This window comes from Halomonas ventosae (assembly GCF_004361885.1).
GTDB lineage: Bacteria > Pseudomonadota > Gammaproteobacteria > Pseudomonadales > Halomonadaceae > Halomonas > Halomonas ventosae_C.
Window position 1 is genome coordinate 164728 of the sequence record NZ_SNWH01000001.1, and the last position, 23146, is coordinate 187873.

Annotated in this window: 20 protein-coding genes and 1 pseudogene; all 21 read left to right on the top strand. The window is 57.4% G+C overall.

Annotated features, from left to right (window positions below):
* Positions 1 to 54: 54 nt before the first annotated feature.
* On the top strand, positions 55 to 1287 hold the full coding sequence (nqrF, locus tag DFO68_RS00750) for an NADH:ubiquinone reductase (Na(+)-transporting) subunit F (RefSeq protein WP_133481092.1): 1233 nt from the start codon (positions 55 to 57) through the stop codon (positions 1285 to 1287).
* A 207-nt stretch (positions 1288 to 1494) separates the two neighbouring features.
* Complete coding sequence (gene nqrM, locus DFO68_RS00755; RefSeq protein ID WP_133481094.1) at positions 1495 to 1749, top strand: (Na+)-NQR maturation NqrM; 255 nt, start codon at positions 1495 to 1497, stop codon at positions 1747 to 1749.
* Positions 1750 to 2658: 909 nt separating this feature from the next.
* A complete protein-coding gene (locus tag DFO68_RS00760; RefSeq protein ID WP_133481096.1) occupies positions 2659 to 3783 on the top strand; it encodes a polysaccharide export protein in 1125 nt (374 codons plus the stop codon).
* Positions 3784 to 3785: 2 nt separating this feature from the next.
* Positions 3786 to 4223 (top strand): low molecular weight protein-tyrosine-phosphatase, encoded by a 438-nt coding sequence (locus DFO68_RS00765; RefSeq protein WP_133481097.1) that lies wholly within the window; start codon positions 3786 to 3788, stop codon positions 4221 to 4223.
* A gap of 48 nt (positions 4224 to 4271) precedes the next feature.
* Positions 4272 to 6488, top strand: a complete 2217-nt coding sequence (locus tag DFO68_RS00770; RefSeq protein WP_133481099.1) for a polysaccharide biosynthesis tyrosine autokinase — start codon at positions 4272 to 4274, stop codon at positions 6486 to 6488.
* Positions 6489 to 6569: 81 nt separating this feature from the next.
* Positions 6570 to 7592 (top strand): NAD-dependent epimerase, encoded by a 1023-nt coding sequence (locus DFO68_RS00775; protein WP_133481101.1) that lies wholly within the window; start codon positions 6570 to 6572, stop codon positions 7590 to 7592.
* A gap of 341 nt (positions 7593 to 7933) precedes the next feature.
* A complete protein-coding gene (locus DFO68_RS00780; protein WP_133481103.1) occupies positions 7934 to 9748 on the top strand; it encodes an ABC transporter ATP-binding protein in 1815 nt (604 codons plus the stop codon).
* Between the two features lie 24 nt (positions 9749 to 9772).
* Positions 9773 to 10771 (top strand): UDP-N-acetylglucosamine 4,6-dehydratase (inverting), encoded by a 999-nt coding sequence (gene pseB / locus DFO68_RS00785; RefSeq protein ID WP_133481105.1) that lies wholly within the window; start codon positions 9773 to 9775, stop codon positions 10769 to 10771.
* Positions 10771 to 11940 (top strand): UDP-4-amino-4,6-dideoxy-N-acetyl-beta-L-altrosamine transaminase, encoded by a 1170-nt coding sequence (pseC, locus tag DFO68_RS00790; RefSeq protein ID WP_133481107.1) that lies wholly within the window; start codon positions 10771 to 10773, stop codon positions 11938 to 11940. Before pseB ends, pseC begins: the two co-directional genes overlap by 1 nt.
* A 1-nt stretch (position 11941) precedes the next feature.
* Entirely contained in the window at positions 11942 to 12985 is a 1044-nt protein-coding gene (locus DFO68_RS00795) for a glycosyltransferase family 2 protein (protein ID WP_133481109.1), read from the top strand.
* Positions 12985 to 13134, top strand: a pseudogene (locus DFO68_RS15730) (cytidylyltransferase domain-containing protein); the annotation flags it as partial. The gene DFO68_RS00795 and the pseudogene DFO68_RS15730, both read left to right, overlap by 1 nt.
* Before the next feature lie 16 nt (positions 13135 to 13150).
* Positions 13151 to 13456, top strand: a complete 306-nt coding sequence (locus tag DFO68_RS15735; RefSeq protein ID WP_243726372.1) for a DegT/DnrJ/EryC1/StrS family aminotransferase — start codon at positions 13151 to 13153, stop codon at positions 13454 to 13456.
* Complete coding sequence (locus DFO68_RS00810) at positions 13456 to 13890, top strand: hypothetical protein (RefSeq protein ID WP_166637497.1); 435 nt, start codon at positions 13456 to 13458, stop codon at positions 13888 to 13890. The genes DFO68_RS15735 and DFO68_RS00810 overlap by 1 nt, the downstream gene beginning before the upstream one ends.
* Positions 13883 to 15133, top strand: coding sequence for an ImmA/IrrE family metallo-endopeptidase (locus tag DFO68_RS00815; RefSeq protein ID WP_133481110.1), 1251 nt, complete (start codon positions 13883 to 13885; stop codon positions 15131 to 15133). Before DFO68_RS00810 ends, DFO68_RS00815 begins: the two co-directional genes overlap by 8 nt.
* On the top strand, positions 15130 to 15837 hold the full coding sequence (pseF, locus tag DFO68_RS00820) for a pseudaminic acid cytidylyltransferase (protein WP_133481112.1): 708 nt from the start codon (positions 15130 to 15132) through the stop codon (positions 15835 to 15837). The genes DFO68_RS00815 and pseF overlap by 4 nt, the downstream gene beginning before the upstream one ends.
* Positions 15834 to 17504: a UDP-2,4-diacetamido-2,4,6-trideoxy-beta-L-altropyranose hydrolase gene (gene pseG, locus DFO68_RS00825; RefSeq protein ID WP_208107320.1), complete on the top strand. Its 1671-nt coding sequence runs from the start codon at positions 15834 to 15836 to the stop codon at positions 17502 to 17504. The genes pseF and pseG overlap by 4 nt, the downstream gene beginning before the upstream one ends.
* The gene (gene pseI / locus DFO68_RS00830) at positions 17501 to 18583 is read left to right on the top strand and encodes a pseudaminic acid synthase (RefSeq protein ID WP_133481114.1); all 1083 of its coding nucleotides are present in this window, start codon (positions 17501 to 17503) and stop codon (positions 18581 to 18583) included. The genes pseG and pseI overlap by 4 nt, the downstream gene beginning before the upstream one ends.
* A gap of 275 nt (positions 18584 to 18858) precedes the next feature.
* Positions 18859 to 19845, top strand: a complete 987-nt coding sequence (locus DFO68_RS00835) for a glycosyltransferase family 52 (RefSeq protein WP_133481116.1) — start codon at positions 18859 to 18861, stop codon at positions 19843 to 19845.
* Positions 19835 to 20950: a glycosyltransferase gene (locus tag DFO68_RS00840; RefSeq protein ID WP_208107321.1), complete on the top strand. Its 1116-nt coding sequence runs from the start codon at positions 19835 to 19837 to the stop codon at positions 20948 to 20950. The genes DFO68_RS00835 and DFO68_RS00840 overlap by 11 nt, the downstream gene beginning before the upstream one ends.
* A 264-nt stretch (positions 20951 to 21214) precedes the next feature.
* Complete coding sequence (locus tag DFO68_RS00845) at positions 21215 to 22066, top strand: glycosyltransferase family 2 protein (protein ID WP_133481118.1); 852 nt, start codon at positions 21215 to 21217, stop codon at positions 22064 to 22066.
* Positions 22067 to 22089: 23 nt separating this feature from the next.
* Positions 22090 to 23146, top strand: a 1057-nt coding sequence (locus tag DFO68_RS00850; RefSeq protein WP_133481483.1) for a glycosyltransferase, incomplete at its 3' end; no start/stop codon positions are given.

The following is a 23146-nucleotide window of genomic DNA, read 5'->3' on the forward strand; positions in this document are numbered from 1 at the left end:
CGGCGGCACGCCTTGCCGCCGGGGTTCAGGCAACGCAAGCAATAGGAAACCGACATGGTTGATACAACAGTCATCTTGCTCGGTGTGGTCATGTTTACCGTGATCATTATCGGTCTGACAGTGGTGATTCTGGCCGCCCGCAGCAAGCTTGTCAGCACCGGGGACGTGACCATCGAGGTCAATGGCGACCCCGAGCACACCCTGACCACCCAGGCCGGCGGCAAGCTGCTCAACACCCTGGCCGCCAACGGCATCTTCCTCTCTTCCGCCTGCGGCGGGGGCGGCTCCTGTGCCCAGTGCAAGTGCCGCGTGGAGGAGGGGGGGGGCTCGATCCTGCCCACCGAGGAGTCCCACTTCACCCTGCGCGAAAAGAAGGAAGGCTGGCGACTTTCCTGCCAGGTGCCGGTGAAGCAGGACATGAAGATCGAGGTGCCGGAAGAGGTCTTCGGGGTCAAGCAGTGGGAATGCGAGGTCATCAAGAACCCCAACGTCGCCACCTTCATCAAGGAGCTCAACCTCAAGTTGCCCGAGGGCGAGGAAGTGGCCTTCCGTGCCGGCGGCTATGTGCAGCTGGTGGCACCGCCCTACGATATCTCGTTCAAGGATTTTGACATCGACGAGGAGTACCGCGGCGACTGGGAGAAGTTCGGGCTGTTCAACATCTCCCACAAGAACACCGAGGAAGTCATCCGCGCCTACTCCATGGCCAACTACCCGGAAGAGAAGGGCATCCTCAAGTTCAACATCCGCATCGCCACTCCGCCGCCCAACACTGACTATCCGCCGGGGCTGATGTCCACCTACGTCTTCTCGCTGAAGCCGGGTGACAAGGTCACGGTGATGGGGCCATTCGGCGAGTTCTTCGCCAAGGATACCGACGCCGAGATGATCTTCATCGGCGGCGGTGCCGGCATGGCACCGATGCGCAGCCACATCTTCGACCAGCTCAAGCGAATCAAGACCGATCGCAAGATCTCCTTCTGGTACGGCGCGCGTTCCTGGCGCGAAACCTTCTACAACGAGGATTTCGATCAGCTGGCCGAGGAGTTTCCCAACTTCGAGTGGCACCTGGCGCTCTCCGACCCGCAGCCCGAGGACAACTGGGATGGCCCGACCGGCTTCATCCACAATGTTCTCTACGAGAACTACCTCAAGGACCACCCGGCCCCCGAGGACTGCGAGTACTATATGTGCGGGCCGCCCATGATGAACGCCTCCGTCATCAAGCTGCTGACCGACCTGGGCGTGGAACCCGAGAACATCCTGCTGGATGACTTCGGCGGCTGATCTCACCCCGCGTAGTACGACCCCGGGCCGGCCACCAGGCCGGCCCCTTCGCCTCTGCTGCTCGACATGCCGATCGCCAGGCCATCGTCTGCTGTCGGCATCTCAGGCACCGGCATCGTGGAGCTTGAGCGTTTCCGCGTTGTCACAGTGATAAGTTATCACTGTGATAAAGTGGTTTACCCCGTTTCGAAATCCAGGAGTCTTACAATGACCCTTTATCTGATGGCATTCGCTTTCATGCTGCTGGTCGTGGCCGCCATGGCTATCGGCGTGATCATGGGGCGCAAGCCCATCGCCGGAAGCTGCGGCGGTCTCAACCGACTCGGCCTCAAGGAAGGCTGCGAGGTCTGCGGCGGCAAGGATGAGGTCTGTGAGGAAGAGAACCGCAAGCGAGGCAGTGCCCGTCGCCGCAGCGACGAGAGCCGCGGCGCCGACCTGGGCTACGACGCCACCCGGCGTTGATGCTTTACTCTCACGCCAACACTCTCACGCCACTTTGGATCAGGAGTTCTTTTGCCTCACTCCAAGACAAACGCACGCCGATGATGATTCTCCAGCATCGAGTGATACCACAACGTGGGAGCTCATTTTACTGAGCGATTGGCGCCGCCAGGCACCTGAGATGTGGCTGCGGGAGCGCAATTTATTGCGCGATAGCCAGGGTCCTCGAGCCAACTACCCCTGTGGAAGCGAAGTCGCGCAAGCCGCAGGCGTGACGATGGTGCCCTTGCCTGTGCCACCAATGCCGGTCATGGCATCGCGGCAAGCTTTCTTTGCTATCCGCAGCAAGCTTTCTTTGCTACCTCCTGTAACTATAGAGTAACCTGAAATAGGTACCCTACGTCATTCCTAGCATCGAAGACATACTGGCCTGTTGAGGCGTCTGGACGTGTCAACGTCTCCTCCGCAGCGAAGAACCAAGGAGGGTTCCATGTCTCCGCTCTTGTCGTCGCTTCTTGGTCTGTCTCGACAGCTTTGCTTTTCTTCTCAAGCCAGGCCAAAGGCTCGGCTTGAGGTCGCTGCTGTTCGATCTTCCGCTCCCGCGTGGTTCCCTTATTCTATGCCATGCTTGTCTCGATCAAGGACGACGGTGCCAGGTTCTGGCGCCGTCAGCTGCCCTCATGAGCAGCAACAGCAAGAAACGTGCCCCCGATCCAGCGGGCCGCTGGAATGGCCCCGCTGATATTTAATAAGGCCCGCAGAAAATAAACACCGCCCGACGATGACCAGGTCTGCTTTCAGGACCAACAGTAAATATATAAGTTATTGACAGGCCTCGAGAATGTGCCAGCATCTCGGGGCGGTAGCGTGGTGAAGCAAGGCCCGGCAGAGACAGACAACAGCCGAAGCACAACAAAAAGGAAGATACACATGCCGATACCCAGAGCACTTCAGCTCATGCTTGCGGGCCTGGCACTGCTTGGCATGACGGGCTGTGCCATCGCCCCCGGCGGGCATATGGAGAGTTGGGCAGACGAGGCCGAGAGCGTAGACCTTTCCGCCATGGTGGATATCCATGCCATCACCCCGGCACTGCTGCAGCGTATCGAACGCCAGCGGCCAACGCCCAAGGCGCAGCCGCAATCACTACGCCGTGAGATCGCCGCATACCACTACCAGGTAGGCCCTGGCGATGTTCTGAGCATCATCGTCTACGATTATCCTGAACTCACCAATCCCACGGGCGCTGAAAACAGTGCCGCCGAGTCGGGCAAGGTGGTGAGAGCTAACGGTACTATCTTCTATCCCTTCCTGGGGCGCATCAAGGTTGCCGGAAAGACTACCGATGATATCCGTGTGCAGCTGACGCGTGGCCTCTCGGAATACCTGAAAGACCCGCAGGTGGATGTGTTTGTCGCCGAGTTCAACTCCAAGAAGATGTACGTGACAGGTGCCGTGGGCTCACCGGGCGCGCTGCCCATTACCAATGTGCCCTTGACCATCGTGGATGCCATCAGCGCGGCCGGTGGACCCAGCGAGGATGCCTACTGGCATGGGCTCACCTTGATTCGTGACGGGGAGGAACAGCAACTATCGCTGTTTGCGCTGCTCAGCGAGGGGGATCAAACCCAGAATCGTCTGCTGCGCGACGGTGATCAGCTTCACCTGCCAAGCGCCGACAATCAGGGGATTGCCATGCTCGGTCAGGTCAAAACGACTGGCAACCTTCGTATGAATCGCGAACGCCTTTCGCTAACCGACGCATTGGCGCGTGCCGGAGGCATCGATGAAACGCGCGGCGATGCCTCCGGCATCTTTGTGCTACGCCCCAAGCCGTTGGGAAGCGACAAGTTGGCCACGGTCTATCAGCTAGACGTCAGTGACGCGACCGCCTACATGATGGCCAGCAAGTTCCCGCTCGAGGCCAGCGATGTGGTGTATGTCACCACCGCACCGCTGGCTCGCTGGAACCGTGTGATCAGCCTGCTGCTGCCGTCCCTGACTTTCCCGGGTGATGTCAATCGCAGTGGTCAAGAGCTCGGAGGGATGCTCTAGGCATGTTCCAGCGGATATTGATCGTATGTACTGGCAATATCTGCCGCAGCCCCGTGGCAGCGGCACTCTTGCAACGCCGGCTACCGGGGCTGGCGGTAGAGTCCGCCGGCCTGGGCGCCCTGGTGGGGCAGCCGGTGGATGACCAGGCCCGTCGGCTGGCCATGGCCGACGGGCTTGACCTCGATGCCCATCGGGCTCGCCAGCTTGATGACCCTTTACTGGCTGAAGCGGACCTGGTGTTGGTGATGACAGACGGCCAGCGCCAGGCATTGGCCAGGCGCTGGCCGCAGGCACGTGGCAAGACCCTGCTGATGGGCAAATGGCTAGATCCACAGGCACCGATCGACATCCCCGATCCCTACCGCAAGAGCGTGGACGTGTTCGAGCACGTGTACCAGCTACTGGACGAGGCGACTCGTCTCTGGTCACAACGTCTCTAATGCCTTTGCTCAGGCCCCTTCTCTCTTCTTTTTCCGCAGACTGAGTTCATGAACGAGACACCCCCTCCATCGCCAGCACAGCCAGACAGTCGCGAAAACAGCGTCGATTTCGGGCGCCTGCTGGGCGTGCTGCTGGACCACAAGTGGCTGATCATCATCATTACCTTGCTGTTCGCCGGCTTTGGGTATGTTCAAGGCCAGCTGGCCACGCCGATCTACCAGGCCGACGCCCTGGTGCAGGTAGAGCGCCGCTCAAGCGTTAGTCCGTTGGGTACCGTAGGCAGTATCACCGGTGATGAGGTGGTCAGTGCGCCGGCAGAGGTGCAGATTCTGCTGTCGCGCATGGTGCTGGGGCAGGTGGTGGATCGCCTCGAGCGCGACGTTATCGTGCAGCCGGTCGAGTTGCCCTATATCGGCAATTTCGTCAAGCGGCAGGGGATTGCTCGCCCTGAATTCATGGAAGGACAGCCGTATGTCTGGGGCGATGAGTCGATCGAGGTGGCACGCTTCGATCTGGCCGATAGCCGTCGCGGGCAGCGGCTATTCGTCGAACGTCAGGAAGAGGGGTATCGGGTGCTGCTGGACGATCAACCCATCGGCAGCGGCCGGATCGGCCAGGTTGAACGCTTTCTCGATGATGAACTGACGTTGCATATAGCCAGCTTCGATGCAGCGCCCGGCGCCCGCTTTCGCCTCATGAAGCAGCGTCGCACCTCAGCGATTCGCAGCATCAGCGCCCGCCTGCAGGTTCGCGATTCCGCCGGTGGCGCGAGAGGCAGCGAAGGCACCGGCATGCTGCGTCTCTACATGACCGGCGATGACCCTGCCGAGCTCACTCGCACCCTGGACGCAGTGGCCGAGACCTTTCTGACCCAGAACGTCGAGCGTCAATCGGCCCAGGCCCAGCAGAGCCTGGAGTTTCTCGAGTCGCAAGCGCCTGAACTTCGCGCTCAGCTCTCCGAGGCCGAACAGCGCCTCAATGAGTATCGGGCCAATCTGGACAGTGTCGATCTCGATAGCGAATCCCAGGCAGCCATTCAACGCTATATCGAGCTGGAAACCCGCCTGAACGAGCTGGAGTTCCAGGAGGCTGAACTGGCGCAGCGCTATACGCCCAGCCACCCCACCTACCAGGCGTTGCTACGTCAGCGCCGCCAGATTATGCAGGACCGGGCCGAGCTGAACGAACGCGTCAGCGAATTGCCTGCCGCCCAACAAAAGGTGGTGCGTCTGCGGCGGGATGTCGACGTCACCCAGGCGATCTACGTCAACGTGCTCAACAAGATTCAGGAACTGGAAGTGGCGCGTGCCGGCACCATCGGCAACGTGCGCATCATCGATACAGCAGTAATCAGCGCCCAGGTGGCGCCCAATCGGGATCGCATGCTGATTCTGGCGACGCTGCTGGGGCTGGTGCTGAGTGTGGGCCTGGTGCTGACGCGGGAGCTGCTGCGCCGTGGCGTGACCTCGCCCGACCAGATCGAGGCGGCCAACATTCCCGTGTATGCCACCATCCCGCTCTCCACTGCCCAGTCGCGCCTGACCAAGCGGATACGGCGCAGAGGCTTGAGGCAGACCAAAAGCGTGGTGACCGGCGTGCTGGCCGAACGCGATCCGGCCGACCTGAGTGTGGAAGCGATTCGGGGGCTGCGCACCAGCCTGCACTTTGCGCTGTTGGAAGGCTGCAACAACCGCATCATGATCACCGGCTCCAGCCCGGAGGTAGGCAAGAGCTTCCTTAGCATCAACCTGGCCTCGGTGTTTGCTAAGGCCGGCAAGCGGGTTCTGCTGGTCGATGCCGACTTGCGCAAGGGCTACCTACACCGCGCCTTCAAGCTGGAGGCCAGACCCGGGCTTTCCGACTATCTGGCAGGGCAGTGCGGGCTTGCCGAGATCATTCGCCCCACGGGCATCGAGAATTACTACGTCATCACCCGCGGCAGGGTAGCGCCCAACCCCTCCGAGTTGCTCATGCAGTCGCGCCTGGCGGAGGCCATGGAATCGCTGAGTGACCGTTTCGACCTGGTGCTGATCGACACCCCGCCGATGCTGGCGGTAACGGATGCCAGCGTGGTCGGCAAGCACTGCGACACCACGCTACTGGTGGCGCGCTTCGAAAAGAACCCGGTACGTGAGATCAAGGCGGCCAAGCGGCGCCTGGAAGACAACGGCATTAGCGTGCGTGGCGCCGTACTCAATGCCGTGGAGCGCAAGCCCTCGACCGCCGGTGGCCACTACGGCTACTACCATTACCAGTATCGTTGAGCCATAGCACCAAACAACAGCACCGAACAACATTGCTAAGCACAACCGCTGAGCAGCATCACCGAAGGAACTCCGGATTACATGAAAATTCTCGTTACCGGCAACGCCGGCTTCATCGGCTTTCATACCGCCAGGCGCCTGCTCGAGCGCGGCGACAGCGTGGTCGGCTTCGATAGCGTCAACGACTATTACGACCCCGCCATCAAGGAAGCCCGCCTGGCGATTCTCGAAGCCACTGCCGAGTGCTGCGGCAGCGAGTACCAGTTGATTCGCGACAATCTGGCCCATCAGCCGGCGGTGAGTGCTTGCTTTGCACAGCACGCGTTTGACCGGGTGATCCACCTGGCCGCCCAGGCCGGCGTGCGCTACTCCCTGGAAAACCCGCACAGTTATGTGGAAAGCAACGTGGTGGCCTTCACCAACGTGCTGGAAGCCTGTCGTTATGCCAAGGTGCCCCATCTCACCTATGCCAGCACCAGCAGCGTTTATGGCGCCAACACACGCATGCCGTTTTCCGAGCACGACGGAGCCAACCACCCGCTGCAATTCTATGCCGCCACCAAGAAAGCCAACGAGATGATGGCCCACAGCTACAGCCATCTGTTCGGGCTGCCCACCACCGGCCTGCGCTTCTTCACCGTGTACGGCCCCTGGGGGCGCCCCGACATGGCGCTGTTCAAGTTCACCCGGAACATTCTCGCCGGTGAGCCCATCCCGGTGTTCAATCACGGCCAGCACACTCGCGATTTCACCTACGTGGACGACATCGTCGAGGGTGTGATTCGCGCCAGCGACCAGATCGCCACTCCCCATCCAGAATGGAACAGCGACGCGCCGGACCCGGCCACCAGCAATGCCCCGTACCGGCTGTTCAATATCGGCAATAACGACCCGGTCAAGCTCAGCGCCTACATCGAAGCGCTGGAAGAGGCCCTTGGCAAGCCCGCGATCAAGCAGCTGCTGCCGCTGCAGCCCGGCGACGTGCCCGATACCTACGCCGACAGCAGTGAACTCGAGAAAGCGGTGGATTACAAGCCCGCCACGCCGGTTTCGCAGGGCGTGGCCAATTTCGTGGCCTGGTACCGCGAGTTCTACGGCCAGTGAATCAGTCCACCGCCCGTCAAGCGCGGAAAGGATGAACGTCGCGGCGTTCGACAAGGGCTGCACTAGCCAATCCCGGAGGGCAGGATACCCAGCGTGGCAGCCAGGCCGCCAAACAGGGCAATCGCACGTCGATAATGAGTCTCAAGCAACGAGCGATATCACCATGTGGGCGCTCAGTTGACTGAGCGATTGGCGCTGGCAGGCACCCGGCGTATTGCAGAGGTATCGCGCAGCACGCTGTGTTCCCACAACATTACTCGCCGCTCATCGCTGCTATCCTTCAAACCATACTCAGAATACCCTCCACCGGCCACCTCATAGAGCGATTTCTCGCGCCTTATATGCTTGCACAGCTCAAAGAACTCTACTCCCTGCTCACCGCCGAGCAGCGCAAGAAGCTTTTGCGCCTGCAGATGCTGGTGGTGCTGATGTCCTTCGCCGAGATTGCTAGCGTGGTCTCCATCGGCCCCTTCATGGCCCTGGTGGGCGACATCAGCCAGCTGCAGGGCGGCGGGATGATGGCCGAGCTCTACCGGGCCAGCGGCTTCAGCGAACCGCGCACCTTTCTATTCTGGCTGGGCATTGGTGTGCTGGTAGTGCTGACCGGGGCAGCGCTGATCTCGATGTATACCATCTGGCGGCTCTCGATGTATGGCGCGCGGGTAGGTGCCGAACTCAGCAGTCGGCTATACAGGCACTACATGCATCAGCCCTGGTTGTTCCACGCCAGCGGCAGCAGTAGCCAGCTCACCAACCAGATCGCCCAGGAGTGTCAGCGCATCACCAACAGCATCATCAACCCGCTGATGCAGATGAACGCCAAGTTGATGATGGCGGTATTCATGACGGTGGCGATTTTTCTCTACAACCCCGTAGTGGCCTTGGCGGGGCTGGCGATATTTTCAGTGGCCTACATGCTGCTCTATCGCACCGTTCGCCGCAGGCTGATGCGCAACGGCAAGAGTATTTCCGAGACCCAGCAACTGCGCTTCAAATTGATGAATGAGGGTTTTGGCGGCATCAAGGATGCTTTGCTGCTGGGTCGCCAGCAGGTATTCACCGACCGTTTTGATAAAGCCAGCGAGCGTTTCGCTGAAGCACAAGGCACCACTCAGGCCTTGGGCCAAGCACCACGCTACGCCATGGAGCTGGTCGCGTTTGGCAGCGTGATTTTCCTGGTGCTCTATTTATTGTCGGTCCACCAAGGGAATCTGGGGCTTATCTTGCCTATACTTTCCGTTTACGCACTCGCCGGCTTCAAGCTGCTGCCCGCCTTCCAGCAAGTGTATACCAGCCTCTCACAGATCCGTGGAAACCTTGCGGCGTTTGATGCGCTACGCGATGATCTTGAAGCCAGCGTTTCGCAGCCTCAGAGCGAGAAAGCAAAGGCAAAACCAGAACCGCTGGAAACGTCTTTTCTGGCACCCCGCAAGTCAATACAGCTAGCCAATGTGACATTTACCTATCCAGGCAAGGACGACCCCGCGCTGACATGCCTTGATATGGTAATTCCTGCGAATAAGGTGATTGGGCTGGTGGGTGCCTCCGGCTCCGGCAAGTCAACGGCGATCGATTTAGTCCTCGGCCTGATCGAGCCCCAGCAAGGGCAGATTCTTGTCGACGGCCAGCCATTGACGGATGAACGCCGTCGAGCCTGGCAGAATAGCCTGGGCTTTGTACCCCAGGCCATCTTCCTGGCGGACAGCTCAATCCGAGAGAATATCGCCTTCGGCTTGCCGATCGACGAAATCGACGATGAGAAAGTGCGTCGTGCAGCTTCGATGGCATATTTGGATGAATTGCTGAAAGAGCTTCCCGATGGATTGGACACTCGAGTAGGCGAGCGCGGCGTGCAACTTTCCGGTGGCCAACGTCAGCGCATCGGCATCGCGCGGGCATTATATGACGACGCTGACGTGTTGGTGCTGGATGAGGCGACAAGCGCTCTGGATGGCATTACCGAAAAACTGATCATGGACGCCATTCATGGCTTTATCGGAAAAAAGACCATCATCATGATCGCTCACCGCCTGGCCACGGTAAAACAGTGCGATGCCATCTATCTGCTGGCGGATGGCCGGGTCATCGATAACGGCAGCTATAAAGAGCTGGCCTCGCGCAATGAGGTGTTCCAGCGTATGGCGGAACACGCGTAATCGTAATCGATAGGAAATCACTCAATGTTCAATGACACATCCATCCTGGTCACTGGTGGCACCGGTTCCTTCGCCCACACCTTCATCCCTATGCTATTGAAACACTATGACCCCAAGCGCGTTATTATCTTTTCCCGCGACGAGATGAAGCAGTGGGAGATGGCCAAGAAGTTCCAGGGCGATACCCGGGTGCGCTTCTTCATCGGCGACGTGCGCGACCGGGATCGCATCTACCGGGCATTGGATGGCGTTGACTACGTGGTGCATGCCGCGGCCACCAAGATCGTGCCCACCGCCGAGTACAACCCTTTCGAGTGCGTCAAGACTAACGTGATGGGCGCCATGAACCTGATCGATGCCTGCATCGACAAGGGCGTGAAGAAGGTGGTAGCCCTCTCCACCGACAAGGCTAGCAGCCCGATCAACCTGTATGGCGCCACCAAGCTTACTTCCGACAAGCTGTTCGTCGCCGGCAACTCCTACGCCGGCGGTCATGAGACGCGCTTCGCGGTAGTGCGCTATGGCAATGTCATGGGCTCGCGCGGCTCGGTCATTCCGTTTTTCACGTCGATCCGTGACAGTGGCGTGCTGCCGATCACCGATAATCGCATGACCCGCTTCATGATCAGCCTGGAGCAGGGTGTGGAACTGGTCTGGCACGCCTTTGAAGATATGGAAGGTGGCGAGATCTATGTCAAAAAGATTCCCTCCATGAGGGTCACCGACCTGGCTCGCGTTATCGCTCCGGAAGCTAGGCAGGAGATGGTGGGCATCCGCCCCGGCGAGAAGCTGCACGAGCAGATGATCGGCGCCGAAGATGCCTACTACACCTACGAGTACCCCGAGCACTACAAGATCCTGCCAGCCATCAACAGCTGGGACAAGGACGCCAACCGCATCAAGGATGGCAAGAAGGTGCCCGAGGGCTTCGAGTACGCCAGCGATACCAATCCCGAATGGATGAGTGAAGCTCAGCTCAAGGCATGGCTCGATACGAACTGGGACAAGATCGGAGCCATTTGATGATTCCCTATGGACGCCAGGATATTCAGCAGGCCGATATCGACGCCGTGCTGGCGGTGCTGCAGTCAGACTTCCTGACCCAAGGCCCAATGGTGCCACGTTTTGAGCAGGCCGTGGCTGACAAGGTGGACGCGCGCCATGCGCTGTCGGTCAACAGCGCCACCTCGGCGCTGCATATCGCCTGCCTGGCGCTGAGCCTGGGGGAGGGCGACTGGCTATGGACCTCGCCGATCACCTTTGTCGCCTCCGCCAACTGTGGTCTTTACTGCGGTGCCAAAGTCGACTTCGTGGACATCGACCCGCGTACCTACAACCTCTGCCCTGAAGCCCTGGCGGCCAAGCTCGAGCGGGCCGAGGCGAAAGGGTGCCTGCCCAAGGTAGTGGTGGCGGTGCACCTGTGTGGGCAGCCCTGCGACATGCAGGCGATCCACGCCCTTGGCCAGCGCTACGGCTTTCGGATCATCGAGGACGCCTCCCACGCCATCGGCGGCAAGTACCAGGGTGAAACCATCGGCAGCGGACGCTACAGCGATATCACCGTCTTCAGCTTCCACCCGGTGAAGATCATCACCACCGCCGAAGGCGGCATGGCGCTGACCAACGACGCCGCCCTGGCGAGCCGTATGAATCTGCTGCGCAGCCACGGCGTGACTCGCGACCCGGCACTGATGCACCATGAACCCGATGGTCCGTGGTATTACGAACAGATCGATCTCGGCTTCAACTACCGCATGACCGAGCTGCAGGCGGCCCTGGGGCTCTCGCAGCTGAAGCGCCTGGAGGACTACGTGGCACGGCGCAACGCCCTGGCCGAGCGCTACGATGCCGCCCTGGCCGAGCTGTCCGTGACCACGCCCTGGCAGCACCCGGATAGTGACTCCGGCCGCCACCTCTATGTGATCCGCCTGCAACTCGACCAGATCGGCACCACGCATCGCCAGGTCTTCGAGGCGCTGCGCGAGCACGGCATCGGCGTGAACCTGCACTACATTCCCGTGCACACCCAGCCCTATTATCAGCAACTGGGCTTCCGGCCGGGCGACTTCCCCGAGGCGCAGCGTTACTACGCCGAGGCCATCAGCCTGCCGCTCTATCCCACCATAACTCCTGTCCAGCAGGATGAAGTTATCGACATTCTGGGACAGCTGCTTAAGCCGGTGAAGAGTTGACATGAAGCTTCTATCGATTATCGTTCCATTTCATAATTCGGCAAAGAAGTGTGAAAGACTTCTAGAAACGCTAAGTAACTGTGCTGATGATAGCGTAGAGTTGATTCTTGTAGATGATGGCTCTGGTGATGATACGCTAGACATACTACAGAATTTCAAGCGCAACGCTCACTGTTCGGTAACTATAATTTCGCAGGAGAATAAAGGCCCTGGGGGTGCCCGCAATGCGGGCTTGGATGTAGCAAAAGGAACCTATCTCTGGCTCGTTGACTCGGACGATAATATTGATCTGGATGCAGCGCTATTCTTGTTGAAAGAAAATATCATTAAAGATCCGGATTTTATTGATTTTAATATTTTTTCAAGAGGGAGCAGATTTAGCAGCATGGAGCTTCCTTCCGGATTGTATAGTAGTGGCGAAAGGCTTTTTAAAAATTTTGGTAGAATATTCTCAAAGATATTCCACTCTCGTTTATTTAATAGATGCAATATTCGGTATTCTGAGTTTTGTATTTATGAAGACAATGCGCTTCTTTTTATTTTGCCACACTTTGTTGATCGGTTTGTTGTCAGCGATATTTGTGCTTATGTTCACCAAGAAGAATATTTCTCAGTAACTAGGGGAAAGCAGAGTGATCGCTATTTTGATCGCATGTTGACTGCTTGCTGGGGGTACTCATTCGGTGCCGGAATGTCGCAAAATATTACTATAAAAAAAGCAATGGATGACAAGTTTGTTGGGCTTTATCTCGTTAATACTGGTGGACTCTCAAGAGTTCCAATCGTCAAATGGTTGGAGAAGATGAGAGTCATGAGAAAGTTTAGGGAAGACTCAATCCTTATGGGAGTTGGCGCAAGTACTCGAAGAGTGAAAGAGGTGCTTGAAGAAAGAGGTGTTAGTAAGAAATTTAAGTTTGTTTTTGTGATGCTTTACTTGTTTTCTAGATGTATGCCTTCCCAAAGATCATATTTTGAGAAGAAGCGTATGAGTGCTTGGGGGCGACCATTTTCACCACCAAATATCGTTCCTGTGAGAATTGAATGATGATTGCCATCATCCCCGCCCGCTGCGGCAGCAAGCGTATTCCGCGCAAGAATATTCGCGAGTTTGCCGGCAAGCCGATGATCGCCTGGTCGATCGAGGCGGCGCTGGCCAGCGGCTGCTTTTCGCGGGTGATCGTCTCCACCGATAATGACGAGATCGCCGCCGTTGCCGAGGCCTATAGCGCCGAGGTGCCGTTTCGCCGCCCCGCCCAGCTCGCCGTCGAACCATACCGGCACCATCCCGGTCATCGCTCACGCCATCGACTGGCTGCGCGAGCACGGCATCGGGGTCAACCTGCACTACATTCCGGTGCATACCCAGCCCTATTATCAGCAACTGGGCTTCCGGCCGGGCGACTTCCCCGAGGCGAAGCGCTACTACGCCGAGGCGATCAGCCTGCCGCTCTATCCCACCATGACCCCCGCCCAGCAGGATGAGGTTGTCGAGGTGCTGAAAAGGGTGGTGAACTGATGGGATTCAAGCGGCGAACCAGCTTCAATCCAAAGCGTCGGCTGCAGGCTCCCTCTGAGGAGGTACCTGAGCAGTGGCTGCATGCTGGCTACGGTGGCAACCCGGAGCACAAGCGTAACCCCGGAGATTTCGGCTTGACGCCACCCGCCAACCCGCGGCCGCACAAGAGCCTGTGTGACGACGCCAGTATTACGTCTCGTGAGCAGGCCAAGGCGTTGCTGCTGGCAGGGATCAAGAAAGGGCTGGTCAGCCAGCAGCGCGACCATGCCAAGGAAAGTTGGCCGCAGAACATCTGGGCAGTCACCGCCGATGGCATCGCCCTGGAAGCTCGGCTGGAGAACGCCGAACGTGGCACCTATCATGGTTACCCGATGCCAGAGCAGGACCCGTTAGCCGACAGGGTACGTGAGGAGTGGAGAAAGCGTGATGAGTGACTTCCAGATCAAGATCATGCCCATAGCGGGTGCGGATCGGCAGGCCATCACGATAGAGGTGAAAGGACAGCCCGTTACCGAGCACTTCGATGAGCAGGAGCAGCTCGGCGCCGCGATCATTGCTGATCCTATGCCGTTGGCCGAGTGGTTTGCGGCCAACTGGTGGCGTTTGCGCTGGGAGCCGGAAAAGGAAAACCTGACGGCAGAGCAGCAGCTGGATTGGAACCTGAGCCATCGGTTGGCGGCTGCCGCTTCTGGGTATCAATGGCCAGACCTTCAGCTCTCATCAGATGATGCCGCGATTCGCTGTGTGGCCTGCAAGACGGAAGGGCGCTTTACCACCATTCGCTTTACCCGACAGCTGGACGAGTGGCTGAATGCTCAGGGTTTTGAGGAGGGAGTGGATGCCTTTATCAACGCTTTGGCTTCCCGTTACCCTGGCTCAAACCTGGCACAGCTATGGCATGAGCTGCTGGATGAGCGTCACGACCCGGCAGCCATTGACTGGCGTAAGCTTGAGGCCAAGGCGGGCTATGATCCCGATGAAGCCCCGGAAGCCCTGATCGAGGGGTTGCAGCGCTTCTACGGTGTATTTGGTAAAGACTCTGTGGAAGAGCTGGGCAGTGACAACCGTGGCACCACTGCCCTTGAACACGCCCAGCGCCTGTATCGTTCACTGCAAGCGTCGCGACACACCATGTCTCCCGACCTCACCGGCTTTGCTCTGCAAGCCGGCACTGCGCTGACCAGGGAGTATCAGCCGGTCTGGAAACAGGCCGCCCGTGCTGCCTCCTGGGTCAGGTCTAAACTGGGCATCTCCCCCGAAGAACAGCTGACGAATGGCAGGTTGTTGGACTACCTGGGGCTAAGCAAACAAGTTTGGAGCCAGGCATCGAAGGCACAGGTCGACACGGCCGGGTTGAGGAAAGGTGACAATCAAGCCGTGGTGGTCGTTCACCAAGGAAGAAACACGGCGAAGCGCTTTTCTCTTGCCCGCCTGCTTGGCGACTATGTGTATACCCAGCAACAGGTAAACAGCCAACTGTTGAGCCTTACGCACAGCAGAACCCGCCGGCAGAAATTTCAGCGGGCCTTTGCACAAGAACTCCTCTGCCCTTACGAAGGCCTGCTGGAGGCCCTTGAAACGGCACAGCCAGGTGAAGAGAGCCTGGAAAAGATTGCCAAGCATTATCAGGTTTCTCCCCTGACGGTTAATTACACTTTAGAGAACCGCCAGCAATGAGCATATGCGTCATCCCCGCCCGTGGCGGCAGCAAACGCATTCCGCGCAAGAATATTCGCGAGTTCGCCGGCAAGCCGATGATCGCCTGGTCGATCCAGGCGGCGCTGGCCAGCGGCTGCTTTTCGCGGGTGATCGTCTCCACCGACGACGACGAGATCGCCGCCTTGGCCGAGGCGCATGGCGCCGAGGTGCCGTTTCGCCGCCCGGCCCAACTCGCCGACGACCATACCGTCACCATCCCGGTCATCGCCCACGCCATCGACTGGCTGCGCGAGCAGGGCGAGGCGCCGCGGGCGGTGTGCTGTCTCTACGCCACGGCGCCGTTCGTGCAGGCGGATGACCTGAAGACAGGGCTCTCTGCGCTTCAGGGCGATGACGTGGATTACGCCTTCTCGGTGACCAGCTACGCCTTTCCCATCCAGCGCGCCTTGCGCCTGACCCCCGAAGGGCGCGTGGCAATGTTCCAGCCCGAGCACTTCACCACGCGCTCCCAGGATCTCGAAGAGGCGTGGCACGATGCCGGCCAGTTCTACTGGGGCCGTGCCGAGGCCTGGCGCGCCGGCACGCCGATCTTCACCGAGCGCGCCGTGCCGGTGAGGCTCCCGCGTCACCGGGTGCAGGATATCGACACCCCGGAAGACTGGCTGCGCGCCGAGTGGCTGTTCAATGCCTGGCAGGCCCAGCAGCAGGGCGGCTGGGCATGAGTGAAGCGCCGATATCCTCCTGCCTCCAGGGGCAGGTGGTCGCCTTCCGCGCCGACGCCTCGCTGGAGATCGGCAGCGGCCACGTCATGCGCTGCCTGACCCTGGCCGAGGCCCTCAAGGCGCAGGGCGCCGAGTGTCACTTCCTGTGCCGGGAGCATCCGGGGCATCTGTGTGAGCTGATTGCGGCCCGTGGTTTTGCGGTCCATCGTCTGCCGCTGGATGAAAACGCTGCTGACACTGACGCCGTGAGCACTTCCGAACCTGAGCCTGCCCATGCCCACTGGCTGGGCGCGAGCTGGGTGCAGGATGCCGCGGCCTGTCAGCCGATCCTGGCCGAGCTGGCTCCCGCCTGGCTGGTGGTGGATCACTATGCCCTGGACCATCGCTGGGAAACGGCGGTGCTCAGTAAGCTTTCCGGTTCAGCCCCGCGGCTGCTGGTGATCGACGACCTGGCGGATCGGCGCCACGTTGCCGATCTGCTGCTGGACCAGAACCTCGGCCGGCGGGCAGAGGACTATCGTGGTCGGGTGCCCGAGGCCTGCCAGGTGCTGGCAGGGCCACGCTATGCGTTGCTGCGCCCCGAGTTCCGCGAGTGGCGCGAGGCCAGCTTGAGCCGGCGTGCCCGCGAGCCTCGGCTACAGCGCCTGCTGATCAACCTCGGCGGCGTGGACAAGGACAACGTCACCGGCCAGGTACTGGACGCCCTGACCGCCTGCGACCTGCCGGATGACCTGCAGATCAGCGTGGTGATGGGCGCCTCGGCCCCCTGGCGCAAATCGGTCACCGCTCAGGCTCGCGAGATGCCCTGGCCCACCGAGGTGGTGGTCAACGTCAGTGATATGGCAAGGCGCATGGCCGAGGCGGATCTTGCCATCGGCGCCGCTGGCAGTACCTCCTGGGAGCGTTGCTGCCTGGGTTTGCCCACGCTGATGGTGGTGCTGGCCGATAATCAGCGCGAGATCGCTGACGCCCTTGCCGGGAAGGGGGCAGCGCTACCCCTGGATCTGAGTGAGCTCGAGGCATCGCTGGTGGCTCAGCTGGCCGCGCTGACTGCTCCCGATATGTTATCGACGACGTGCCAGCGGGCCGCGGACTTGGTGGATGGAAAAGGTGCGACTCGAGTGATGGCAGTGATGCAGGGCGTTGGGCGTCATATCTTAAGGCCCATGCAAGAGCCTGACCTTGAGCGCGTGCTGGCCTGGCGTAACCATCCCCAGGTGCGCCGTCACATGTATACCCAGCGGCTGATTACCCTGGATGAGCATCGTGGCTGGTTCGAGCGGGCGAGCCAGGCCCCCCAGCGCCACTTGCTGATCTATGAGCAGGAGGGCGAGCCTTTGGGCTTCGTCAACCTTAACGTGGTGGACACCACTGCCGGGCGCGCTGAATGGGGCTTTTATCTCGCCCCGGACGCCCCCCGAGGCAGTGGCCAGGGGTTGGGGCAGTGCATCCTGACCTATGCCTTCACGACCCTCAGGCTGCACAAGCTGTGTGGTGAAGTCCTCGCCGACAACACGCGCTCGCAGGGCTTCCACGAGCGCCTCGGCTTTCGCCGCGAAGCGACTCACCGCGATCACTTTCATGACGGCAACACCTATCACGACGTCATCGGTTTCGGCCTGCTGGCCGAGGAATGGCGCGACTCACAAGGAGCCGATATCCCATGACATCGCCCTGGATCGAGATTGACGGCCGCCGCATCGGGGATGGCCATGCCCCCTACATCATCGCCGAGCTATCGGCCAACCATAATGGCAAGCTCGATACGGCCATGCGCATCATCGAGGAGGCGGCCAAGGCCGGCGCCGATGCCGTCAAGCTGCAGACCTACCGCCCCGACACCATCACGCTTGACTGCGACAGCGACGACTTCAAGATCCATGGTGGGCTGTGGGACGGGCGTACTCTTTATGAGCTCTACGAAGAAGCCCACACACCCTGGGAGTGGCATAAGCCGCTCTTCGAGCATGCCCGCAAGCTGGGTATCACCATCTTCAGCTCACCTTTCGACACCACCGCGGTGGACCTGCTCGAAGAGCTCGGCACCCCGGCCTACAAGATCGCCTCCTTCGAAGCGGTCGACCTGCCGCTGATCGAATACGTCGCGCGCACCGGCAAGCCGATGATCATCTCCACCGGCATGGCCGACGCCGAGGAGATCCAGGAAGCCATCGACGCCGCCCGCGGCGCCGGCTGTGAGCAGCTGGCCATCCTCCACTGCGTGAGCGGCTACCCGGCACCGCCTGAAGACTATAACCTGTGCACCATCCCCGACATGATCGAACGCTTCGGCCTGGTTACCGGGCTCTCCGATCACACCATCGACAACACTACCGCCATCACCAGCGTCGCGCTGGGCGCCAGCCTGATCGAGAAACACTTCACCCTCGACCGTAACGGCAGCGGCCCCGACGACAGCTTCTCCCTGGAGCCTGCAGATCTCACCGCCCTATGCCGCGATGCCAAGACTGCCTGGCAGGCATTGGGCCAGGTCGACTATGGTCGCAAGTCCAGCGAACAGGGTAACGTGCAGTTTCGGCGTTCGCTCTACTTCGTAAAGGACCTGAAGGCAGGGGACGTGATTACCGAGGATGCGGTGAGGAGTGTAAGGCCGGGGTATGGGTTGGCGCCAAAGTATATGAGCGACGTGTTGGGCCGCAATGTGAATCAGGACGTGTCCGCAATGACGCCCGTCACAGAAGTTTCCGTAGCCTTGAATAGTGATCGGTCTCAACGTGCTATCTGATACCGTGAACACAAAAACGTGTTCTGTGAAAACCTCATTCCAGGACTGGCTGATGGAGCAGGTGCTGGTGGCGGAAAAGTGGCAACCTATCACGTGCTCTATGTCATGCAGAACGATTCCAGGAAAGACTGGGTATATTACAGTCAGTTGGCCGAATGCTCATGCCGCTAGATTTGTATCTATTTCAATTTTATTTCAATGGTTAGGAGGTTTTTTAGACGTCGGGGCCATGGATTCAGGAAGTCGTTTATCAATCTGAGGTCGTTAGATAAGAGATGTTGCCTGTGAAACAAAAAAGAAGAAGCACACTCCTGCTTGTACGAACACCATTCCAAGCTTGGTTGGCCAATAAGGTAATTGAGCATACTGATCCACCATCTATTGATCTTGTCTATTTCACATATCACGATTCTGCAAAAGATCGTTATTACTTCGCATTGCTTGCCAAAAAATCCCGACGTTCAATTTATGTCAATGTCAGAAGAAGAAAGCGTGACGCTCTTCATTATGGATACCTTTATTTCACCAAATTCTTTGGCCGTGGATTTAATGGTTATCAAAAAGTGCTACTAGCTAGCTTCGATAGTTATCTATTCAGAATGCTTGCTCGCCGGCAGAAAAATGCCGAGTTTGTTACATTTGACGATGGGACTGCTAATATTTATCCACAAAGCTCTTACCATTGTTATACGCCCAGTCGACTGTCATGGCTGTATGATTTTTTGCTTAGGGCAGGATCGAGAGAAAAGTTCAAAAAAGATATAAATAAACATTGGACAATATATGATAAATTTGAAAATATCGTTGAAGGCAGTAGGCTTGAGCTAATCCATGCGTGGGAAGATAATGGGGAAAGCGTGGCTGATGATGAAGAGCCTGTAAAGTTTTTTATTGGTCAGCCTTTTGATGAGGTTGTGAAAGCTGGAGGTTTTTTCGCTGATGATTTATCACGACTGGAACGGCTAGTCAGTAAGCTAGGTATTCACTATTATTTACAGCATCCGCGAGAGATTCACCCTTTAAATATCGGTGCGACATTAATTGGTGATGGAGAGAAGATTGCCGAAGAATTAATTGCAGAGTTATGTATTGGTAAAAAAGCAATTGTTTACGGATGGTTTACAACAGTTCTTTTCAACCTTCCGAGTGACCGAGTGAGAAAAATCTATCTTTCTTTAGGTGAAACAACTGACGAAAAATTACGGATGATGATGTGTGAAAAGGTGGGCTGTGAAATTTTGAGAGTCAATAGTGAATCCTAGTGGTGTTGCAGGAAAAAATACTATTTCTATAGTATTGCCAGACCTGCGCGGTGGCGGAGCCGAACGGGTCAATCTCGATCTCGCCCGTGAATTCGCCCGGGCGGGGCATGATGTCGAGTTCGTGCTGATGCAGGCACGGGGTGAATTGCTTGAAGAGGCGAACGCTTTTTTTCCGGTTATCGACCTAGCTACCCCCCGCGTCCGTGCGCTGCCCTTTGCTCTCGCCCGCTACCTGCGCCGCCATCGCCCCGATGCACTGATAGCCGCCATGTGGCCGCTGACTGTGATTGCCCCAGTCGTTGCGAGGCTGGCTGGCCATCGTTGCAAAATATTAGTGTCTGAGCACGGTATGCTGTCGGCGCAGTATTGCGATTGGGGGCATTGGCATCATGCTTTACTCCGAGGTTCTACCGCTCTTGGGTATCGGCTGGCTCAGCAAAGGGTGGGGGTCTCTTCCGGCCTTATTCAGGATATGGCTGGGCTGGCCCAAATGTCATCAGCCGATTTTCACGTGATTCACAACCCCGTACCGATGAGGCCTGAACCAAGCGCCGTAGCCTTGGAGGCGGCGGAAGCGCTATGGTCCGCCCTGGCAGGTGGCCGCATTCTGACTGTTGGCACGATGAAAGCCGTTAAGAATCATCCTTTTCTGCTTCAAGCCTTCGCCAAGCTGAAGCGCCAAGATGCGCGGCTGATGTTTGTGGGGGATGGGGCGGGACGCGAGGCGCTGTTGACGCTCGCTCGCGACTTGGGCGTTGAAGATCGGGTGATTCTTGCCGGTTTTCATTCAGACCCCACACCGTTCTACATGACTGCTGATCTCTTTGTTTTGTCCTCAAATTATGAAGGGTTCGGAAACGTCATTGTTGAGGCGATGGCTTGCGGGACGCCTGTGGTCTCGACGGATTGTCCTTCTGGACCAAGGGAAATTCTGGTTGATGGCAAGTATGGCAAGTTAGTGCCTGTAGGTGACGTTGAGGCAATGGCGAATGCCATTGAAGCCGCGTTGAATGAGCCCGCATGTGTCGATCAGCTTAAAGGGCGCGCTGCCGATTTTCACCCGGCGAAAGTCGCAAAAGCTTATCTTGATCTCTTGGCAGTCTGATAAGTAAATTGATCTCTAAGAGTTTTTTCAAAACTCTCTCATTAGCCGCCTGAAGCAGATTATTGATCAGTGTAGCGGAGTGAACGTCTCAAGCATGTCCGCACAGCATTCGTCATAGGTGATTAGGTGCCTCATTTGCCCCATTTAGGTGAAAGAAGAAAGATAAGGATGCCGATGATCGAAATTGTTCAGCGGGGCAGGAAGGGCTCAAAACTTTAACAAATAGTTTTACGTAGAAACCAATAAGTTTGTGGCGGATAGAATATGTGCCTTGTTTCCGTAATTATTCCAACATTTAACGATGACGAACGATTACAGCTATGTTTAAATGCTTTAGCAAGGCAAAACATAGAAGATAAAAGTTATGAAGTCATCGTAGTAAATAATTCTAAAAATTCTTTGAGTGTTAATCTGCCTGCCTCTAATTTCTATGTTTTTGAAGAACCTCGTCCTGGTAGCTACGCAGCCCGAAATCTGGGTATTTTTCATGCTAAGAGCGATATATTGGCATTTACCGATTCTGACTGTATTCCTGAATGTGATTGGATTGTTAAGGGCATCAAGGCTTTAAAAGAGAATGGCTTGGAAAGAGTTGCTGGAAAAATTATAGTCTTCCCGCGTGGTGAAAAGATGTCGGCAGTTGAATGTTATGAAAAAATATTCGCATTCGATCAAGAAAGTAATGCAAAGCAAGGAGTTTCAGTTACAGCAAATTTATTTATTCATCGCAAGGCATTCAATGAAGTAGGTCTGTTTAATCATGACCTTTTGTCTGCTGGTGATGTTGAATGGAATAAAAGGGCTACAAATAGCGGTTTGAGTCTAAAATACGTTGATGATGTGATTGTGTATCATCCTGCTAGGCACTCCTGGGCTGAACTCGCTAAAAAAATCAGAAGAACGACAGGCGGTAAGCTTTCGGTAGATCAAAGTTACAAGCTAAGTATGTTGAGGTCGCTTTTTCCTCCGGTTGCGGCTGTTCGGAATATATCTAAGTCAAACGAAAGTATGCGTACTAAATTTTTAGCGTCCTTTATTGCATACAGGGTCAAGCTGGAAAAGTTTGTTGCCTTTAGAAAATTGCGTTCAGATAGCTCTACTCCTGAAGGGTTTTAGCTTAAAATGAAAGTTTTTTAATAATGAAGATTTCCATTCTTCTTCCCGACTTGCGTGGTGGTGGTGTAGAGCGAATTCGTATTGTTCTTGCACATGAATTTGCTATTTTGGGGCATGATGTCGAGTTCGTGCTGATGCAGGCGCGGGGTAAGTTGTTGAAGGAAGCAAAGTATTCATTTTCGGTTGCCAATCTAGCCATTCCGCGCGCCCGGGCGTTGCCTTTTGCTCTCGCCCGCTATCTGCGACGCCATCGCCCCGATGCACTGATAGCCGCCATGTGGCCGCTAACTGTGATTGCTCCGGTTGCCGCACGTTTATCTGGCCATCAATGTGCGGTTCTTGTCTCAGAGCACAATACGCTATCGGTGCAATATCGAGATTGGGGGCGGCTGCATCGAGGTTTTATGCGAGCCTCCATGGCGCTTGGCTATCGTTTGGTCGATCACCGGGTGGGAGTATCTACTGGTGTGGTTGAGGATATTGCCAGAATGTCCGGTCTAGAGCCCGGTGCCTTCAATGTACTTCACAATCCTGTCCCGCCCCACTCCGAGCCTTCTACCGAAGCGATCGAAGCTGCCGAGGCGCTTTGGTCCGGCCCGGTGGGCGCGCGCATCGTGACCGTTGGCAGTATGAAGGCACAGAAGAACCACCCCTTTCTGCTGCGGGCCTTCGCGCGGCTCCATCGGCCCGATGCGCGTCTGATGTTTGTGGGGGATGGCAAAGGGCGCGAGGCGCTGCTGACGCTTGCCCGCCAGCTGGGCGTTGAAGATCGGGTGATTCTTGCCGGTTTTCATTCAGACCCCACACCGTTCTACATGACTGCTGATCTCTTTGTTTTGTCCTCAAATTATGAAGGGTTCGGAAACGTCATTGTTGAGGCGATGGCTTGCGGGACGCCTGTGGTCTCGACGGATTGTCCTTCTGGACCAAGGGAAATTCTGGTTGATGGCAAGTATGGCAAGTTAGTGCCTGTAGGTGACGTTGAGGCAATGGCGAATGCCATTGAAGCCGCGTTGAATGAGCCCGCATGTGTCGATCAGCTTAAAGGGCGCGCTGCCGATTTTCACCCGGCGAAAGCCG

Excerpts from the sequence above, each read along its gene's own strand:
- pseI (WP_133481114.1), top strand. The coding sequence starts at position 17,501 with ATGACATCGCCCTGGATCGAGATTGACGGCCGCCGCATCGGGGATGGC.
- DFO68_RS00760 (WP_133481096.1), top strand. The coding sequence starts at position 2,659 with ATGCCGATACCCAGAGCACTTCAGCTCATGCTTGCGGGCCTGGCACTG.
- DFO68_RS00835 (WP_133481116.1), top strand. The coding sequence starts at position 18,859 with ATGTTGCCTGTGAAACAAAAAAGAAGAAGCACACTCCTGCTTGTACGA.
- DFO68_RS00780 (WP_133481103.1), top strand. The coding sequence starts at position 7,934 with ATGCTTGCACAGCTCAAAGAACTCTACTCCCTGCTCACCGCCGAGCAG.
- DFO68_RS00770 (WP_133481099.1), top strand. The coding sequence starts at position 4,272 with ATGAACGAGACACCCCCTCCATCGCCAGCACAGCCAGACAGTCGCGAA.
- DFO68_RS00815 (WP_133481110.1), top strand. The coding sequence starts at position 13,883 with ATGAGTGACTTCCAGATCAAGATCATGCCCATAGCGGGTGCGGATCGG.
- pseB (WP_133481105.1), top strand. The coding sequence starts at position 9,773 with ATGTTCAATGACACATCCATCCTGGTCACTGGTGGCACCGGTTCCTTC.
- nqrF (WP_133481092.1), top strand. The coding sequence starts at position 55 with ATGGTTGATACAACAGTCATCTTGCTCGGTGTGGTCATGTTTACCGTG.
- nqrM (WP_133481094.1), top strand. The coding sequence starts at position 1,495 with ATGACCCTTTATCTGATGGCATTCGCTTTCATGCTGCTGGTCGTGGCC.
- DFO68_RS00845 (WP_133481118.1), top strand. The coding sequence starts at position 21,215 with ATGTGCCTTGTTTCCGTAATTATTCCAACATTTAACGATGACGAACGA.
- DFO68_RS00795 (WP_133481109.1), top strand. The coding sequence starts at position 11,942 with ATGAAGCTTCTATCGATTATCGTTCCATTTCATAATTCGGCAAAGAAG.
- pseC (WP_133481107.1), top strand. The coding sequence starts at position 10,771 with ATGATTCCCTATGGACGCCAGGATATTCAGCAGGCCGATATCGACGCC.
- DFO68_RS00765 (WP_133481097.1), top strand. The coding sequence starts at position 3,786 with ATGTTCCAGCGGATATTGATCGTATGTACTGGCAATATCTGCCGCAGC.
- pseG (WP_208107320.1), top strand. The coding sequence starts at position 15,834 with ATGAGTGAAGCGCCGATATCCTCCTGCCTCCAGGGGCAGGTGGTCGCC.
- DFO68_RS00775 (WP_133481101.1), top strand. The coding sequence starts at position 6,570 with ATGAAAATTCTCGTTACCGGCAACGCCGGCTTCATCGGCTTTCATACC.
- pseF (WP_133481112.1), top strand. The coding sequence starts at position 15,130 with ATGAGCATATGCGTCATCCCCGCCCGTGGCGGCAGCAAACGCATTCCG.
- DFO68_RS00810 (WP_166637497.1), top strand. The coding sequence starts at position 13,456 with ATGGGATTCAAGCGGCGAACCAGCTTCAATCCAAAGCGTCGGCTGCAG.